Below are 18,429 nucleotides of genomic sequence, written 5' to 3'. Positions count from 1 at the left end.
ACCCACGGGACACGTTAATTAGTGATTGTTCTCAGAAAAAACACTTTGATTTCTACTTATCTTACAATTTAAAGTCAACTCCCTTCATTACTTTTAAGTGAAATTTTTGCAATAAATTCTCAGTTGCAGGACTTATATTTTGTGATGTAAACAAAGCGAAATCTGTATGTTTCTTCATATTCTTGTTTTGGACATTGATTGGTAATAATGATCTTATATGTTTAGCTATAGCTTTAGCTGGATCGATCCAATCAACGGGCCATAAAGCTTGTTCACGAAATAAGTTAATCAGAAAAGGGTAATGCGTGCAGGCTAATACAATAGTATCAGTTAGTTTACTATTTTTTTCAATAAAACATGGCAAAATTTCATGGCGTAATTCTTCATGATTGACAGGATAATCATGTAAATAATTTTCGGCAAATCCTGCCAGCTTTTCACTTCCGACAAGCTGTACATGACATTGATCAGCAAAAGAATTGATTAATTCATGTGTATATGCACATCTAACTGTGCTAGGAGTTGCTAATACTGAAATAACACCAGATTTTGTTTGTTCAGCTGCTAATTTAATTGCAGGGACAGTTCCTACAAAACGAATATTTGGAAATGCTCGTCGTAAATCTTTTATCATTAATGTAGAAGCTGTATTACACGCAATCACACATAAAGCAGGATTATAAAGTTCTAAAAGATATGTAAAAATCTTTAAAATACGGCGTTTTAAAATCTCTTCTTCCCAAATTCCATAGGGAAATCCTGCATTATCAGCAATATAGATAAATTGGTATTCGGAGACAAAAAGGCGTACTTCTCTTAATATCGTTAATCCACCAATACCACTATCAAAAAAAAGAAGAGATTGTTTACTCATTAGGTATTCACATTTGTTTTAATTTTTTGCGGTCACGCCCTTCGGGGGCTCCACTCCCTCGTGGAAATTTAGGAGAAAAATGATCCAGTGAAGATATAACACCTCGTAGGAACTGAATTTCAGACTCACTAAAATTTGCGCGTGTAAAAACAGAGCGTATATTGGTAACCATTACTTCTTTACGTTCTTGAGGTCTAAAATATCCACGAACATCCAGAGCATCTTCCAACTGTGACAAAAAACCATGAAGTGTTGCTTTATCAGCTGGTTTGAGCTCTACTGCACGAAAAGCTGTATCATTCGAATCTTCCAAACCTGATTTCATCCATTCGTAAGCTATTAATAAAACAGCTTGAGCTATATTAAGTGATGCGAAAGCAGGATTAACTGGAAAAGTAATGATCTCGTCAGCAAGGCTAATTTCATTATTTTCCAATCCCCACCTTTCTCTTCCAAATAAAATACCTGTCTTATGGCCAACATTCTCATAATAACGCAAAATATTTGCAGCTTCCACGGCACTTTTAACAGTTTTAAAACCACATCTTTCACGTGCTGTTGTAGCGTAAACATAATTTAAATCTGCAATTGCATCGCATAATGTATCAAATATTAGTGTATCATTAATAATATGATCTGCTTTGCTGGCTGTCGCTCTAGCTTTTTCATTTGGAAATATTTCTCGTGGTTTAACAAGTCGAAGCTTCGATAAACCAAAATTAGCCATTGCTCTCGCTACCATCCCAATATTTTCTGATAATTGTGGCTCAACTAAAACAATAATTGGGCCATTCATTACATTTTGACCTTTTCTATTTGTTCCAGCCATTCACTTCACCAGTTTCCATAAATTATGCCTTCATTATTTTTAAATAAATATTTCATGAAATAACCTTATTGAAGGTAACCATAACTAATTTATTTTTGCAAATGATGCTATTCTATTGATTGAATAATCAATAGAAATAATGAATTTTTAAAGAAAAATAACTAAAATATTTATAACAATAATACCTTAATTACAAAGGCGTTATTTAAACACTAAGATAACATTAGTATAATTCTTCAATTATTATCTGAGTTGAATTAAAAGATCATACACTTTAATAAAGGCTGTATGCTCTTTGTTTCTAAACTTCATCCTGCAAAACTCATTTATCGTTATAAACGCTTCCTTGCTGATGTCAAAAAAAGTGATCAACACATCTTTACGGTTTCTGTTCCTAATACTGGTTCGATGCTTGGATTAACAACTTCTGATTCTAATGTTTGGCTTTCATATAGTGATACCCCAAAACGGAAATACCCATATCGATTAGAAATTGTTGAGGCAGATAATACCTTAGTTGGTATTAATGCAACTTTAGCAAATAAACTTGCTCTGGAAGCAATTCAAAATGGGTTATTGCCTGAATTTAGTGATTATAAAACAATTTTAAGCGAACAATGCTATGGGCAATCACGTATTGATTTTCTCTTACGTAATAATGATTTATCTGAATGTTATTTAGAAGTAAAAAATGTTCATTTCATACGACAAAAAGGTTTAGCAGAATTTCCCGATACCATAACGAAACGTGGTGCACGTCATCTTGAAGAACTCATAAAAATTGTGCAACAAGGAAAACGAGCTGCTATGCTCTATGTAATTCAACGAGAAGATTGTTCAGCTTTTACAGTTTGTCATGACCTTGATCCCATTTATGGATGTAAATTTGATTTAGCATTAAAATCAGGGGTAGAATTTTATGCTATAAAATGTCACGTAAGTGTTGAGGGTATTTTTCCGATTCATCAAGTAAAGATAGAAAATAGAAAAAAAAATGGTTAGTTATGTTGAATATAATAAAGCTCCCTTAAGATTTAATGGACAAATCCGTATTTTCGATGATTACGCTTTTTCTCAAATGCGTAAAATTGGTCGTATTGCTGCAGAATGTCTGGATGCTCTCACCGATATTATTAAGCCTGGTATTACAACACGAGAAATTGATAACTTTGTTTTTGTTTTTGGGGCTGAGCGAGGTGTTTTACCCGCTGATTTGAATTATCACGGATATGAGCATGCATGTTGTACATCCATTAATCATGTTGTTTGCCATGGCATACCAAATGAAAAACCCTTGCAAGAAGGTGATATTGTCAATGTTGACGTCACATTTATTCTTAATGGTTGGCACGGAGATTCGAGTCGTATGTATCCCGTTGGACAAATCAAGCGTGCTGCAGAACGCTTAATACAAGTAACGCATGAAAGCCTTATGAGAGGAATAGCTGTAGTAAAACCTGGAGCAACTACAGGTGATATTGGTGCTGCCATTCAACATTATGCAGAATCTGAACGCTGCTCCGTTGTAAGAGATTTTTGTGGACATGGAATTGGCCAACTTTTTCATGATGCGCCAAATATTTTACATTATGGAAAACCAGGTGAAGGCGTAGAGCTTAAACAAGGCATGATCTTTACTATTGAACCTATGATTAATCTTGGCAAACCAGAAATTAAGGTTTTATCCGATGGTTGGACTGCAGTTACCCGCGACCGTTCTCTGACAGCACAATACGAACATACAATTGGCGTAACAAGTGAGGGATGTGAAATATTCACTGAGTCTCCTAAAAATATTTTTTATACTTTAAATTCAAATAATTAAATAAATATAGAAATACCATGGCAAAAAAGACCTATAAAAATGTAAGCGCCAAAAACAGTCTCTTTGAACTAACATCAAGTGTTCCATCTCATCCAGTATCACAAATGAATAATAAAAAAATTAAGAAAAATTCAAAGATAAATAAACATTATCAAGGACATCGTGAGCGTCTTCGTAAACGCTATTTAAAGACGAAGGGTAATGCAATTGAAGATTATGAATATCTTGAACTATTGCTTTCTCGCACTATCCTTCGAGCCGATATAAAACCGATAGCTAAAAATTTATTAGCGAGTTTTGGTTCATTAGCTGATGTATTAAAAGCTGATATTCATCGTCTTCAAGAAATTGAAGGATGTGGTCCGGCTACTGCTGTTGATCTAAAAATTATTTCAGATGTAGCAGGACGCTTAGCGCGTGCACAATTATATAAACGTGATATTTTTTCTTCATGGGATAAAGTATTAGCTTATTGCAAAGCTGTGATGGCTCATGAAACGCGTGAACAATTCCGTGTGTTATTTCTTGATAAAAGGAACGGTTTGATTTCTGATGAAGTACAACAAACTGGAACTATTGATCATACTCCCGTTTATCCTCGTGAAGTAATTTCTCGAGCTTTGGAATTATCGGCATCAGGATTGATCTTAATTCATAACCATCCTTCAGGTAATGCTTCACCTTCTAAAGCAGATATATCAATGACATATAGATTAAAAGATGCTGCAAATGCATTAGAAATTACTATTCATGATCACATTATTATTGCCCGTAATAATTATACAAGTTTTAAAGAGCTGAAGCTTATATAAAATTCACTTAGAGAGAAATTTCATTTAATCACAATTATGTATTAATTATCTAAGTCGATACTTAATATAGCCATAGAAAAATTGTAAGATACTTCACCGTCATCTTCATCGCGATAAATGACACCTAGAAATTCATCTCCAATATAAACTTCGCAAGAATCATTTTTTTTAGGCCGAGCCTTTATTTGTAAGGACGAATTTTGAAATTTGGTTTTAAAATAACTATCAAGTTTTTTGATCTCATCAACATTCACTGCACTCTCCTCTATTTTGAGATGATCAACTTAATGCATTATTGTATCAATAAGCTGCTTTTATTACCATTTATAAAGATAAAAGATTTAGTCTAAATCCTCAATCAGTAATCCATATATAAGAAAGATTACTTTTTATAAACTTCATTAAATGACCTTTACACAAAATTTGTAATGCTAAAATTTATTCGATAAACACATAGCAGAAAGGCTCTTCCTCCTATGTATAAATAAAAGCCAAGTACTTATTATAATCTTTTAGAACTGGTTATGATAGATTACATATTTTATAAAAATATCACGTATTGTTATTTATTTTTTATAAAGTCTTACGAAAAATTTTTGTTGAGATTTTTACTCATTTCAATATAAAAACTAAAAAAATATAATTTATTCAATAAATTAGTATTATTGATATCCTAAAGTTAAGATTATAAATTCATTTTAAGTCCAGTATCATAAATTTTAATTATTATAACTATTTGTAAATCTCATAATTGTGATTATTGTAATTTTTTTATAAAAGCTCGTATATTGCCTTTTATTAAAAGCGAGCAATTACATTGTGCATTAAAATATAAGACTTTGATAAGGATTCAAAAGAATAAAAATATATATCATTTATATATTTTCTCCTTTTATCAGTCTGTCATTACACATTCGCTGAAATTTCCCGTTTCTTGTGGATTGTGTATTATTTGATAATAAAAATTGTATTAAGTGCATAATATATAAGTAATATATAGTTATAGGGAATGAGATCCATGTATGCTTTTAAATCTGAGTTTTTGCGTATTATAAGCGAACGGGGATTCATCCATCAAATTTCAGATGAAAAAGGCTTAGATGACCTTTTTTTAAAGGAAACTGTAACCGCTTATATTGGGTTTGATCCTACAGCTTCAAGCCTACATGCTGGAAGTCTTCTTCAAATCATGATGCTTCATTGGTTCCAAAAAACCGGTCATCGCCCTATTGTATTGATGGGTGGTGGAACAGGCTTAATTGGTGATCCTTCCTTTAAAGATGAAGCTCGGCGTCTTTTAACACACAATGATATTGCTCAAAATATCATGAGCATTAAAAAAATATTTACGAGCTACTTAACATTCGGTGATAACAAAACTGATGCATGTATTGTGAATAATGCTGAATGGCTATGCAATTTGAGCTATCTAGAGTTTTTGCGCAATGTGGGGAAATATTTTTCAGTTAATCGCATGTTATCATTTGATTCTGTACGACTGAGACTCGAACGGGAACACTCTTTATCATTTCTTGAGTTCAATTATATGATTTTGCAAGCTTATGATTTTGTAGAGCTTAATAAACGCTATGGCTTACGGGTACAAATGGGTGGTTCCGATCAATGGGGTAATATTGTAAATGGTATTGAATTAGGACATCGCTTAGGAACACCGCAATTATACGCATTAACTTCACCATTGCTTACAACTTCTTCTGGGGCGAAAATGGGTAAGTCACTCAATGGTGCTATATGGCTCAATGCAGATATGCTTTCTCCTTATCAATTTTGGCAATATTGGCGTAATACGGAAGATCTTGATGTTACACGATTTTTGAAGCTTTATACTACATTACCAATGACTGAAATTGCCAAACTTTCTGCATTAAAAGGTACTGAAATTAATGAAGCGAAAAAGATTCTTGCAACGGAAATTACAGCAATGCTACATGGCCGTACTCTCGCAAATGAAGCGTTAGAAACAGCACGTAAAACCTTTGAAGAAAAAACATTTGGAGAAAATCTTCCAAGTATTAAAATCAATGCTACAGAGTTAAAAGTAGGCATTGGATTGCTTACTCTCTTAGTACAAGCAGGGCTCGCTAAATCAAATAGTGAAGCACGTCGATATGTTCAAGGTGGTGGTATACGTGTAAATGACCAAATTATTGAAAATGAAACACACCTTATTGTTGAAAAAGATGTCAATGCAGATGAAGTAATTAAGCTGTCTTTTGGTAAGAAAAAACATGTTTTAGTTAAGCCAATATAATTATTTATAACTATTTTAGTTATATGAGATAATTTTCTAGATTGATAAATGAAAAAGTTTATATTTTAAGATGAATATCTCTAATTCATTTTTTGATTATATTAGTACACTATATTATGATAGAGAAATTTTTTTGAGCAATTCATCCTAATGTTCACATCTTATAAAATGGCTTTATGTAACAGATAGAGATAATGTAATGACAAAGTTAATGAAAGGCGATACCGCTCCTAATTTTAATTTGCCGCGTGATGGTGGAGGTCAATTATGCCTTTCCGATTTTAAAGGAAAATCAGTTGTTTTATATTTTTATCCAAAAGATGACACGAGTGGATGCACAAATGAAGCAATTGATTTTACCCGATTGAAAGAGAAGTTTGATGAAATCGGAGTCGCAATTATTGGTATATCTCCAGATAATATTGCTAAACATGATAAATTCAAAGCAAAGCATAAACTTGATATTATCCTTGTTTCAGATGAAGAAAAAACTACACTTGATGCTTATGGTGTTTGGGTTGAAAAAAGCATGTATGGACGTAAATATATGGGTGTTGAACGGAGTACTTTTCTAATTGATTCAGCTGGAAAAATCGCTGAAGAATGGCGTAAAGTTTGTGTATCTGGACATGCTGAAAATGTTTTAGCTGCTGCACGTGCTCTGCGTGTTGTACAATAATGCTACAATTAATTAATATCTTTCAGTTCTTGTTTTTTCCATGAACACGTTGAGCAAGCGCTGCTTCTATGAATGTATCTAGATCACCATTGAGTACAGTTTGTGGATCAGCATTTTCAACTCCTGTACGTAAATCTTTAACAAGCTGATAGGGTTGAAGAACATAAGATCTAATTTGATGTCCCCAGCCAATTTCTGTTTTAAACGCCTCAACCGCGTTAGTTGCTTCCTCTCGTTTTTTTAATTCTTCTTCATAAAGGCGTGCACGTAACATCGACCACGCTGTTGCCTTATTTTTATGTTGAGAACGCTCCGTTTGACATTGAACAACAATACCAGTTTTTATATGCGTAATACGTACTGCGGAATCTGTTGTATTAACATGTTGCCCTCCAGCCCCTGATGCACGATACGTGTCAATACGAACATCTGATTCTGATAGATCAACTTCAATATTTTCATCAACAACCGGGTAAACCCAAATACTTGCAAAGGAAGTATGTCGTCTTGCATTTGAATCATATGGCGAAATACGAACTAAACGATGAACACCTGATTCAGTTTTTAGCAAACCATAAGCATTATACCCTTTTACAAGAATAGTAGCTGATTTTATACCTGCTTCTTCACCATCATGAGTTTCTAATATTTCAACTTTCATTTTGTGTTGTTCAGCCCAACGAGTGTACATACGCAAAAGCATAGAAGCCCAATCTTGGCTTTCTGTTCCCCCTGCTCCAGCATGAACTTCTAAATAAGTATCGTTTGAATCTGCTTCTCCCGAAAGGAGCGTCTCAATTTGTTTCTTGTCTATTTCGCTTTTAAGTTGACGTATTGTATTTTCAGCTTCAGTAATAATTTCCACGTCATTTTCTTCTTCACCCATTGCTATTAGCTCAATACATTCTTCAAGCATTTGTGTGAATAACTGAGTGCTATTCATCGAATCTTCAAGATTTTGACGTTCACGCATCATATCTTGTGCTTTTTGTGCATCATTCCAAAGCGATGGATCTTCTGCTTTTTGATTGAGATACTCAAGACGTTTTAATGACTGATCCCAGTTAAAGATGCCTCCTTAGCAAACTAATCGCCTGCTGAATTTCATTAACTAATGTTTCTATTTCTACTCGCATAATTTAATACCTGAGCCATTATTTTAAATAATAATTTTTTTGAATTTTTATTCTAATAATTTTACAAAGTTATTTATTAAATCTCAATTATGAATAACCTGGAAAATATTATTTATATTTGTTTATCCTATCAGAAGAATTTCTTTTCAATTAATATAATCCACCGCCACCATCTTGAAGAGCTTTATTAACTTGTGGAGAAGTAGTGACTGTTGGAATTCCTTCTTGAAAAAAGTCTGTTCCACCAATCACTTGATATATATCAGCAGGGCCAGTTCCTGGTTTAAATGCTTCTATAATAACATCATTATCTCCTGCTTGAGCAAACATACCTGTTTTGCGATTAATTGGTATTAAAATCATATCTTCTGGTACTTTAAATGGCACATCTGGTTTACCTTGCAAAGCAGCTTGTATAAATTCACTAAAAATTGGTATTCCTAATGAACTTCCTGTTCCGTTATGCCCCAATGAAGCCGGCTGATCATATCCCATGAAAACACCAACAACAAGGTCAGGTGTAAATCCTATGAACCATATATCTTTAGAATTATTTGTTGTACCGGTTTTACCAGCGATATGCCGATTAAGATAACGTAAACGCGCAGCTGTACCACGTTGAACAGCCCCCTCCATCATCGATGTAATTTGATAAGCTGTCATAGAGTCAAGAACTTGATCTCGTTCATCGATTAATGTTGGTTCGCTTTGATTATCCCACGATTGAACATTACAATTTTCACATAGACGATTATCATGACGGTAAATAGTTCTGCCGTAACGATCTTGAATTCGATCTATAAGAGAAGGTTCAATAGAACGTCCACCATTAGCAATAATTGAATAAGCTGTTACCATCCGTAAAAGTGTTGTTTCTCCAGCTCCTAAAGCCATGGGAAGATAAGGTTGCATTTTATCTGTAAGACCAAAACGTTCTGCATATTCAGCAACAAGAGACATGCCCATATCATTGGCAAGCCGGACAGTCATAAGATTACGAGAGTGCTCAATTCCATAACGTAATGTAGAAGGTCCTGCAAATGTACCACCATAATTTTTAGGTCGCCAAATTTGCCCATTAGTTTGACGTATTTCAACGGGACCGTCTAAAATGACTGATGCTGGTGTATATCCATTATCAAGCGCTGCAGAATAAACAAAGGGTTTAAAAGCAGAACCCGTTTGGCGATAAGCTTGCGTTGCTCGATTAAATTGAGATTCAGAAAAAGAAAATCCTCCTACCATTGCAAGAACCCGTCCTGTATGAGGTTCCATAGCAACAATAGCCCCTTCAATTTTAGGAATTTGTTGTAAACGATAAGTATCATTCTTATTTGATACTCTTTCAACAAAAATAACATCTCCAACTTGCAAGACATTTGATAAATTCTGAACAGTTTTCCGATGACCATTTTTGTCAATAATATTCAAAGCCCATTTTGATTCAGCTTCGGATAATGTCGCAATTTCTTTTTTTTGTGATAATAAACCTGAATTTTGACGCTGTGGTTGTAAACCAATCTCTACTGTATTCATCTCTGCAGAAAGAACAACTGCTAAACGCCACTCAGGTACATCACTTAATCCAGGAATATCTCTGAGCATAATATCCCAATCATCTTTGATATTGATATGTTTATAAGGTCCACGCCATCCTTGCGAATGATCAAATCTAATTAAACCATTTCTCAAAGAACGTTGCGCAATAAGCTGAAAATTTGGATCAAGTGTTGCACGAACTGAAAGCCCACCCTCATAAAGTGTTGTAGCTCCATAAAGATTCATTAAATGACGGCGTATTTCTTCAGTAAAATAATCAGCAGCAAAAACATAGCTATCACGACCACGCATGACTGCTTTCAAAGGCGTTTCTTTAGCTTTCTTACCCCGTTCTGATGTTATATATCCATTTGCAACCATTCTATCTATAACCCAATTTCTCCGATCAACGGCGCGTTGTATATGTTTGAATGGATCATAATTTGCTGGACCTTTAGGAAGAGCAGCCAAATAAGCACATTCTTCTAAAGTAAGCTCACTCACAGGTTTATTGAAATAGGTCAACGAAGCTGCTGCAACACCATAAGTACCTCGACCAAGATAAATTTCATTGAGATAAAGTTCAAGAATATGGTCTTTTGAATAAGTTTTCTCAATACGCATTGCTAAGATGGCTTCTTTTAATTTACGCTCAAGTGTTGCGTCCGAACTTAAAAAGAAGTTTTTAGCAACCTGCTGTGTAATAGTTGAAGCTCCTTCTGGACGTTGGCCAGAACCAATATTCATAATGTTTTTGATTAAAGCTCTAGAGAGCCCTGCAGGATCTAAGCCAAAATGATGATAAAAATTTTTATCTTCAGCTGAAATAAAAGCTTCTTTAAGAATTTTTGGTATTGATTTGATAGGTAAATAAAGGCGATGTTTGGTAGCAAATTCGGCCATAAGACGGCCATTTGCAGCGTGAACACGACTCATCACAGGTGGTTCATATAATGAAAGAACTTCATAATCAGGAAGCCCTTTAGCTTGATTAGGAGTTATTATTACCCACATCATAACTCCACAAAGTCCAATAACTTTAGAAAAACTCAAAAAATATCTAAAAAAAATTATCATTGAAATGGGTATCACTTTCTTTAGAATTTATTAGACAGAATATACTTTATTTATCACTAATGAAATGTTATTTTCACTAATAGTGAGACAAATGTAAGACTATTATTTATTTTTCATATTAAGATAATAATGTTGTTTACTCTATCTCTCCATATATTTAAAGAGACTGTATAGTTTTCTGTCGATCTGCCGCAAATTGGCGAATGGAATTTGCAATAGCAATAACCATTTTTTCTCTCCATTGAGAATCATTTAATAATTTTTCATCCTCTTTATTAGATAAGTAACCTATTTCTATTAAAATAGAAGGAATATCTGAAGCTTTTAAAACTAAAAAATCAGCATATCGATGAGGATTATTTATCAAATTGATTTTACTTTTTAATAAGTTTAAAATAACACGATCAGCGAAATCAATCGAGAACATTTGAGTTTCACGTCGAGTAAGATCAATTAAAATATCTGTAACCTCAGGTATTTCTTCTGCTATTAATCCATCAAGAAAATCTACTTTGTTTTCATGATCAGCTAAAGACTTTGCAATTGTATCAGAAGCTTTCTCAGAAAGAGTATATACTGTAGCACCACGAAGAGAACGAATCTTAATACTATCTGCATGAATGGATATAAAAAGATCAGCATTAAAATCTTGTGTTTTTTTGACTCTTTCGCTTAATCTTAAAAATTCGTCAGAATCACGTGTTAAGATAACATGAATATTGGAGTCTTTTTCTAATTCATCTCGTAATGCACGAGCAAAAATAAGTGTTATATTTTTTTCTAAAATTCCAGTAATACCTCGTGCGCCACTATCAACTCCCCCATGACCAGGATCAAGAACAACGCGAAAACGATTTTCTGGATTTATTCGTGTTTTTATACCATGATGAATTTTTTGTTGATTTTTCAGTGCTTCGTTAAAATCTTTTTGTGAACTTTGAGTAATATCAATTAATATTTGCCATAAGCCATTATTTAATTTTTCCACCCTACTATTTTTTATAGAAAAAGTAGTTTTACTCGTAAGAATAATACGTGAAGCCTGCGTATCAGAAAAATCATAATGTATATCTAATAGCATATCCGATAAAATATTTTTTTTGCTTGGAGATTTATTTTGCGTTGAAAAATCAACTATAGGTAAATTAATCACCAAACGTGTGGGTTTGTTTAAAATCTCTAAATGAAAATTTGGTTTAGCATTAAAAACTGCAATAATACGTGTAGATGAGTTAATATTAACGGTTTGCAAATTAATAAATTTTAATGCATGAGCGGCTTTAATATGAGGCTGAAACATTAAAAAAAATAGTAAATAGCATGCAAAATGCAAAAAAACATTCCCATAACCAATTTTTGGCTTTTTATTAAAAAATCGTCTAATCATAAGTGAAATGCTTTTTTGTATTCGCTATTAATTTTAAAGTATATATTTATATTTTTCAATTTAAGCGTTGAATCTTTTAGCCACAAATGTCAAAAAAATCAAACTCAAGACAGTTATTATATTGTATTATATATTCAGAAGTTACATTATTACTTGCCAAAAGCATAATATCAACATAAAAGAGCATATTAAGATTCTTAGGTAATGTAACCATCTGGTATTAGAAAATTATTGATAATCCATATTAAGTTGTCTTTAAAAGGTTTATCACATATTATGCGTTTGCGCTTTTTATAAGTAAAAAGTCTTTATTCCTCAATACAGTAGGATTACGTAATTTAAGATTCATTGGTTTGGTTATCCGAACTGTTTTCGAAATTGTTTTGCCGGAGACTTCAAAATATGAGTCATATAAAACAGACAAGAGTAATGACAGTAAATGCTATAATGTGTTTACGTATAGCAGTCTGTTTTGTTATATCGGCCCCCCTTTTTTATGGCAGACAGTCCTTTATTTTTGCAAATAGTTATACTGTTTTTTTTAATAAAGTTACACATGTCGCCTTCAGGATTTTAACTTATGTCAAACAAAATGCTTATCGATGCCTCTCATCCAGAGGAAACACGTGTTGTTGTCGTTCATGGTAATAAAATTGAAGAACTTGACTTTGAGTCAGAACACAAAAAACAACTTAAAGGTAATATTTATTTAGCGCGTATTACGCGTATAGAACCATCACTTCAAGCTGCTTTTATTGAGTATGGTGGTAATCGCCATGGTTTTTTAACCTTCGCAGAAATTCATCCCGACTATTACCAAATTCCTATTGCTGATCGACTTGCTCTCCTTGAAGAGGAGAAAGCCGCTATTAACGAAAATTATGAAGATGCTCCCATTGAGGAAACAACTTCAAATAAAAAATCCTTTAAAAAAAATAAAAGTAATAATGTTATAGCAACGAATATTGAAAATGATGTTATAGCTGATGATGTTGAAGAAATACTTGACTTTTCTAATACTGACATAGAAATGGTTGGAGCAGAAGATGTACTTGAAGAATTACCTGCCTACCCCCGTAAACAGGGGCGTAAATATAAAATTCAAGAAGTCATTAAACGTCGTCAAATTTTATTAGTTCAAGTAATTAAAGAGGAGCGTGGTAATAAAGGCGCAGCACTCACGACTTATTTATCTCTAGCGGGTCGCTATTCTGTTTTAATGCCTAATACAGCTCGAGGTGGCGGTATTTCACGAAAGATTACCAATATACAAGATCGCAAACGTCTTAAAGATATTGTAAAAGAACTAGACGTTCCAAAAGGCATGGGAGTTATTTTACGAACAGCTGGAGCAAATAGAACAAAAGCTGAAATTAAGCGTGATTATGAATACCTCATGCGTCTATGGGATACTATTCGCACATTAACACTTAAATCAACGGCCCCGTGTTTAATTCACGAAGAAAGTAACCTTATAAAGCGTTCTATTCGTGATCTTTATAATAAAAATATTAATGAAATTCTTGTTTCGGGAGATCAAGGATATCGTGAAGCTAAAGATTTTATGCGCATGCTTATACCAAGTCATGCGAAAGTTGTTCAACCTTATCGTAATCCTACTCCTATTTTTACGCATAATGATATCGAAATTCAGCTTGATAAAATGTTGCACCCGCAGGTTAGTTTAAAATCTGGAGGTTATTTGGTTATTAACCAAACAGAAGCGCTTGTCGCTATTGATGTAAATTCTGGTCGTTCTACTAAAGAGCATTCTGTTGAAAAAACAGCATTACAAACTAATCTTGAAGCTGCAGAAGAGGTAGCACGCCAATTGCGGTTGCGTGATCTTGCGGGTTTAATTGTAATTGATTTCATTGATATGCTAGAAAATCGTAATATTAAGCTTGTTGAAAAAAAGTTAAAAGATTGTTTAAAACACGATCGCGCTCGTATTCAGGTTGGTCATATCTCACATTTCGGCCTTATGGAAATGAGTCGTCAACGGATTCGTGTATCCGTTCTAGAAAGCACTACACAACCTTGCCCGCATTGTGCTGGAACTGGAAATATACGCTCTGAATCATCGATCGCTTTACATGTGATGCGTTCGATTGAAGAATATCTTCTCCACAATTCGCAATATAATATTATTGTACGCACTCCTGTAACAATAGCACTCTATGTACTAAATCATAAACGCCATATTCTTGTTAATTTAGAAACACGTTTTGGGCTCAGTATTAACATTGAAGCCGATGATAGTGTTGGAACACAACATTTCACTATTTCTAAAGGCTCAATAGCAAAAGAGGCCCCCCTTTCTTCAACAGTTATTGAGGATAATGATACAAAAGAAACTGAAAATTCTATCTTAATAAAAAGCAAAACCGTTGACAACAACAAACAACGTCAGCATAAAAATCAACAGATGGAATCTAATAATGGTAGTATTTTTCCTGCTACTCATAAAAATGATACTCCCAATGCTGAAGATACTCGTCGCCGCGGGCGTCGTCGTGGACGTCGTGGAGGTCGGTCTAATCAGAGCAATAACTCTCAGTTTCGTATCTCCTATGCAGAGCCTGTTGGAGATTTTGCTAAGAAAGCTTTAGAAGAAATTAAAGCAGAACATCGCCAGCATTATAATGTTCCAGCTGCTGAAACTGTTGGATTTAGTAAAGATAGCTATTATAAAAACGATTTAAGCGGTATACAGAAAAATAAAACTAGAGAGGCCCATACTGCTATTAAATCTAAGAAGCGTAATGTAAAAACTTCAGAAATTTTACAAAATAAACAAGTCCTTACAAATGACAAAAACGTAACAATACCAAAACCAGAACTTGTTGAGGAAAAATTAGTTACCAAGTCTAATCGAAAAACTAAAATAAAAGAAATAAGTGAAATCGCAAATGAAGTGATTTCTACAAATACAAAAAAGTTAGCACTGAAAATACGAAAGAAAATAGCAACTAAGAAATCTGTGCAAACAACTGAAATGACAGAACAAGAACCTGTAATTGAAAAAATTGTTGAACATATTTCTTCTTCAGTTGTAACAACACCCACTGAGCCTGTTGTGACATCATCAGAAGTTGAAACTAATAAAAAAACTGAGCGTGTAGGTTGGTGGAAACGTAAAGGTTTTTTCTCAAAAAAATAATTAATTAAAAACCGCTATAAAATATTTTATAGCGGTTTAAACAGATAAATATTAAAAGATAACTTAAAATTTCTTCTTTAGTTCGCTGTTTTTTTTGCTTTTTCTTGTTCAGCTCTCATACGATCTTCAATCTCTTTTTGCTTTGATTGAATAGCTTTCTGCAATTTTACTTGTTCTTCTTGGAAAGCTTTTTCATCCATACCAGGGCCTGTATATGCTGCAGTAAAACCCTTAAGAGAAAATTCTACAGGATTAGCTGCTCCACGCACATTAACAGTAGTTATAACCATTTTTGAACCAGATTTCATAGCAGAAATAAGCTTATCATCTAAAGCATCGTTGGCAATACAGCTGGTTGAATTACAAACAACATAAGGAATTTTTTTAGAGAAATCATTTCCAATTTGAATATGAACGCCTTCTGGTAACAAACGCCCTGTAGGTATTTGAAGGCCTATGCGTCGTTCATTTTGTTTGCCTTTTATTTCAACTAAATTAATAGCTGTTAAAGGCTGACCAGTATCTGCTACAACTGTATTCATCGTATTACAAATATCAACATCATGCTGTTTATTGCAAACTTTATACCATCCTTGGGATAAACTCTGTGCATTTGCTGGAGTATGGATGGTAAGAAAAAAAGCAACAGCTCCAGCTAATACTGAAACAGAAAAGTAAGTATTTTTATGCGACATGATTAAGTTAATCCTTTCAATACGCTTTCAGAACAATTTCTAAAATATAATAACTTCCAGATAGGACATTAAATATAATTTTCAATAAAGTATAATTAAATTATAGAATGGTATTTCTCTATTTTCTTACTTTAGCACAAAGAAAAAACTAAAATATAGAATAAGTAAAGCTCATTGAATAACTAATTAACTTTTTATATACTATATATAGCATATTTTTTATCTTATTGGCTTTTTTTTCACAGTAATACACAAAATATCCTAATCTTTGAAATATATTAAAGAATCATCGCTAAATTATAATGAAAATAAAATTCTATGTCGTGCTATAGCGCTCATTATCTTAAATTTTTTCTTACCTTTGTAATGTTCTTTTGTTGTCATAATGCTATAGCACATGGTATTGCTATGCATGGATTACCAAAACTATCTGATAATTTTGACTATTTTCCTTATGCTAATCCTAATGCAAATAAAAAAGGAAAAATTACCTATGGAGTTGTTGGAACATTTAATGGACTAAATCCATTCGTCATTCGTAGTTTTCGTACAACTGCACAAGGTCTTGTGGCTAATGAACAATTTTCTGGTCTTATCTATGAAACAATGATGGTACGTTCCCGTGATGAGGCCTTTACGCTATATAGTCTTCTTGCAGAAAAAGTTGAATTAAATGATGAACGTACTGAAATTACTTTCTTTCTTAATCCAAAAGCTCGTTTTTCAGATGGAAAATCTATAACAGTCGAAGATGTTTTATTCACAGTTAATCTGCTTAAAGATAAAGGAAGACCACCTTTTGATCGATATATGAAACGCATAGAATCTATAGAAAAAATTGGTTCTCATGGTATTAAAATGCGTTTTCCAAACTCTAAAGATCGTGAATTTCCACTTCTTTTGGCAAGTGTAATGCCAATATTACCAAAACACGCTATTAATGTTGATGATTTTGAAAAAAACGGTTTAGTTAAAATTCCTGGAAGTGGCCCTTATATTATTGAGCATGTTGATCCAGGTGAACGAATTATTTACAAACGCAATCCTGACTATTGGGGCAAAGATCTTCCTGTTAATAAAGGACTAAATAATTTTGATACCATTCAAATAGAGTATTTCCGCAATGATACTGCACACTTTGAAGCTTTTAAAAAAGGTCTCATTGATATTTTCATTGAAACCAATCCAAATCGCTGGCAGCTTTCTTACAATTTTCCAGCTGTTCGCGAAGGGCGAGTTATAAAAGAAAATTTTTCGAAAGGTACACCTGCCGATCTTATTGGTTTTGTTTTTAATACACGCCGTTCCATTTTTAAAGATAGAAAAGTACGACAAGCACTTTCAATGCTTTTTGATTTTGAATGGATTAATAATCGCCTTTTTAATAATATCTATGCCAGAACAGAAGGTTATTGGGATGGGTCTGTTCTTTCATCTGTTGGAAAACCAGCAAGTGAAAAAGAAAAAGAACTTTTAGCACCTTACCCTGATGCTGTTCTTCCTGAAGTCATGAACGGACATTGGCATATTCCTAAAACAGATGGATCAGGCATGGAGCGTCAATCTGCTCAAAAAGCCTGGGCGCTTCTACAAGAAGCAGGTTTTACTAGAAAAAACAATAAAGCTATTACTCCTGATGGTTTACCTTTTAAATTTGAGATTATGACTCAAACATTTGAAGAAGAGAAAGTCGCCCTTGCATTTCAGAGTACTTTATCGCGGCTTGGTATTGATGTTGAGATAAGAACTGTTGATGATAGTCAGTATCAAAATCGCTTAGGAACATTTGATTATGATATGATTATTGGCAAATTAAAAAATTCTCTGTCGCCAGGCAATGAACAAATAAATCGGTGGGCTTCTATTTCTCGAAATTTGAAAGGAAGTTTTAATTTTGCAGGAACTTCTGATCCTGCTATAGATGCTATGATAACAGCAATACTTGATGCACGCTCAGATGCTGAATTTATTGCAGCTGTACGTGCTTTAGATAGAATTTTGATTTCTGGCAGTTATTATATACCGCTTTATCATTTACCTGAACAATGGGTAGCAAGATGGTCATATCTTAAACATCCTACTTATACATCATTATATGGCTATCGTCTTCAAACTTGGTGGCGTGAGTAAAAAAATATAAA

The 18,429-nt window shown here is 33.4% G+C and carries 14 protein-coding genes; 7 read left to right on the top strand and 7 right to left on the bottom strand.

Features of this window, described 5'->3' with window-relative positions; translation table 11 throughout:
• Window positions 1-61: 61 nt before the first annotated feature.
• Complete coding sequence (gene murI, locus BA1379B_RS02650) at window positions 62-874, bottom strand: glutamate racemase (protein ID WP_078692359.1); 813 nt, start codon at window positions 872-874, stop codon at window positions 62-64.
• A 7-nt stretch (window positions 875-881) separates the two neighbouring features.
• A complete protein-coding gene (locus tag BA1379B_RS02645) occupies window positions 882-1,703 on the bottom strand; it encodes an RNA methyltransferase (RefSeq protein WP_078692358.1) in 822 nt (273 codons plus the stop codon).
• 288 nt (window positions 1,704-1,991) lie between these two features.
• Here BA1379B_RS02645 and sfsA point away from each other — a divergent pair, with 288 nt between their 5' ends.
• The 3 genes from sfsA to radC are packed head-to-tail and all read left to right on the top strand — an operon-like array spanning window position 1,992 to window position 4,340.
• Window positions 1,992-2,705 (top strand): DNA/RNA nuclease SfsA, encoded by a 714-nt coding sequence (sfsA, locus tag BA1379B_RS02640; protein ID WP_035005808.1) that lies wholly within the window; start codon window positions 1,992-1,994, stop codon window positions 2,703-2,705.
• On the top strand, window positions 2,698-3,528 hold the full coding sequence (gene map, locus BA1379B_RS02635; RefSeq protein WP_035005809.1) for a type I methionyl aminopeptidase: 831 nt from the start codon (window positions 2,698-2,700) through the stop codon (window positions 3,526-3,528). The genes sfsA and map overlap by 8 nt, the downstream gene beginning before the upstream one ends.
• 17 nt (window positions 3,529-3,545) lie before the next feature.
• The gene (radC, locus tag BA1379B_RS02630) at window positions 3,546-4,340 is read left to right on the top strand and encodes a RadC family protein (protein ID WP_035005810.1); all 795 of its coding nucleotides are present in this window, start codon (window positions 3,546-3,548) and stop codon (window positions 4,338-4,340) included.
• A 41-nt stretch (window positions 4,341-4,381) separates the two neighbouring features.
• Here radC and BA1379B_RS02625 read toward each other — a convergent pair whose 3' ends face one another.
• Window positions 4,382-4,594, bottom strand: a complete 213-nt coding sequence (locus BA1379B_RS02625; RefSeq protein ID WP_078673752.1) for a DUF3126 family protein — start codon at window positions 4,592-4,594, stop codon at window positions 4,382-4,384.
• 764 nt (window positions 4,595-5,358) lie between these two features.
• On the opposite strand from BA1379B_RS02625, the gene tyrS reads away from it, so the two are divergent.
• The gene (gene tyrS, locus BA1379B_RS02620) at window positions 5,359-6,612 is read left to right on the top strand and encodes a tyrosine--tRNA ligase (protein ID WP_035005814.1); all 1,254 of its coding nucleotides are present in this window, start codon (window positions 5,359-5,361) and stop codon (window positions 6,610-6,612) included.
• A 199-nt stretch (window positions 6,613-6,811) separates the two neighbouring features.
• Window positions 6,812-7,291 carry a peroxiredoxin gene (locus BA1379B_RS02615; protein WP_035005816.1) on the top strand — a complete coding sequence of 160 codons (480 nt, stop codon included), beginning with the start codon at window positions 6,812-6,814 and terminating at the stop codon, window positions 7,289-7,291.
• A 22-nt stretch (window positions 7,292-7,313) separates the two neighbouring features.
• Here BA1379B_RS02615 and prfB read toward each other — a convergent pair.
• The 3 genes from prfB to BA1379B_RS02600 form a co-directional block, all read right to left on the bottom strand.
• Window positions 7,314-8,427 (bottom strand): peptide chain release factor 2 gene (gene prfB, locus BA1379B_RS02610; RefSeq protein WP_153574810.1). Its coding sequence is split into 2 segments (ribosomal slippage): window positions 7,314-8,357 and window positions 8,359-8,427, totalling 1,113 coding nucleotides; the frame shifts between segments, so codons are not numbered across the junction.
• A 150-nt stretch (window positions 8,428-8,577) separates the two neighbouring features.
• Window positions 8,578-11,043, bottom strand: a complete 2,466-nt coding sequence (locus BA1379B_RS02605; protein ID WP_035005819.1) for a penicillin-binding protein 1A — start codon at window positions 11,041-11,043, stop codon at window positions 8,578-8,580.
• A gap of 157 nt (window positions 11,044-11,200) precedes the next feature.
• A complete protein-coding gene (locus BA1379B_RS02600) occupies window positions 11,201-12,430 on the bottom strand; it encodes an N-acetylmuramoyl-L-alanine amidase family protein (RefSeq protein WP_078692356.1) in 1,230 nt (409 codons plus the stop codon).
• Between the two features lie 580 nt (window positions 12,431-13,010).
• Between BA1379B_RS02600 and BA1379B_RS02590 the strand changes: the two genes are divergently transcribed.
• Window positions 13,011-15,593: an Rne/Rng family ribonuclease gene (locus BA1379B_RS02590; protein WP_078692355.1), complete on the top strand. Its 2,583-nt coding sequence runs from the start codon at window positions 13,011-13,013 to the stop codon at window positions 15,591-15,593.
• A gap of 77 nt (window positions 15,594-15,670) precedes the next feature.
• On the opposite strand, the gene BA1379B_RS02585 is transcribed toward BA1379B_RS02590, so the two are convergent.
• Window positions 15,671-16,288 (bottom strand): invasion associated locus B family protein, encoded by a 618-nt coding sequence (locus tag BA1379B_RS02585; RefSeq protein WP_035005823.1) that lies wholly within the window; start codon window positions 16,286-16,288, stop codon window positions 15,671-15,673.
• Window positions 16,289-16,654: 366 nt separating this feature from the next.
• On the opposite strand from BA1379B_RS02585, the gene BA1379B_RS02580 reads away from it, so the two are divergent.
• On the top strand, window positions 16,655-18,418 hold the full coding sequence (locus BA1379B_RS02580) for an extracellular solute-binding protein (protein ID WP_236829076.1): 1,764 nt from the start codon (window positions 16,655-16,657) through the stop codon (window positions 18,416-18,418).
• Window positions 18,419-18,429: the final 11 nt, after the last annotated feature.

It is taken from the genome of Bartonella sp. A1379B, from assembly GCF_002022485.1.
Taxonomy (GTDB): Bacteria; Pseudomonadota; Alphaproteobacteria; order Rhizobiales; family Rhizobiaceae; genus Bartonella; species Bartonella rochalimae.
This window is presented reverse-complemented; position numbering and strand designations above follow the sequence as displayed.

Excerpts from the sequence above, each read along its gene's own strand:
- BA1379B_RS02590 (WP_078692355.1), top strand. The coding sequence starts at position 13,011 with ATGTCAAACAAAATGCTTATCGATGCCTCTCATCCAGAGGAAACACGT.
- map (WP_035005809.1), top strand. The coding sequence starts at position 2,698 with ATGGTTAGTTATGTTGAATATAATAAAGCTCCCTTAAGATTTAATGGA.
- sfsA (WP_035005808.1), top strand. The coding sequence starts at position 1,992 with ATGCTCTTTGTTTCTAAACTTCATCCTGCAAAACTCATTTATCGTTAT.
- BA1379B_RS02600 (WP_078692356.1), bottom strand. The coding sequence starts at position 12,430 with ATGATTAGACGATTTTTTAATAAAAAGCCAAAAATTGGTTATGGGAAT.
- radC (WP_035005810.1), top strand. The coding sequence starts at position 3,546 with ATGGCAAAAAAGACCTATAAAAATGTAAGCGCCAAAAACAGTCTCTTT.
- BA1379B_RS02585 (WP_035005823.1), bottom strand. The coding sequence starts at position 16,288 with ATGTCGCATAAAAATACTTACTTTTCTGTTTCAGTATTAGCTGGAGCT.
- murI (WP_078692359.1), bottom strand. The coding sequence starts at position 874 with ATGAGTAAACAATCTCTTCTTTTTTTTGATAGTGGTATTGGTGGATTA.
- BA1379B_RS02605 (WP_035005819.1), bottom strand. The coding sequence starts at position 11,043 with ATGATAATTTTTTTTAGATATTTTTTGAGTTTTTCTAAAGTTATTGGA.
- tyrS (WP_035005814.1), top strand. The coding sequence starts at position 5,359 with ATGTATGCTTTTAAATCTGAGTTTTTGCGTATTATAAGCGAACGGGGA.
- BA1379B_RS02615 (WP_035005816.1), top strand. The coding sequence starts at position 6,812 with ATGACAAAGTTAATGAAAGGCGATACCGCTCCTAATTTTAATTTGCCG.
- BA1379B_RS02580 (WP_236829076.1), top strand. The coding sequence starts at position 16,655 with ATGTTCTTTTGTTGTCATAATGCTATAGCACATGGTATTGCTATGCAT.
- BA1379B_RS02645 (WP_078692358.1), bottom strand. The coding sequence starts at position 1,703 with ATGGCTGGAACAAATAGAAAAGGTCAAAATGTAATGAATGGCCCAATT.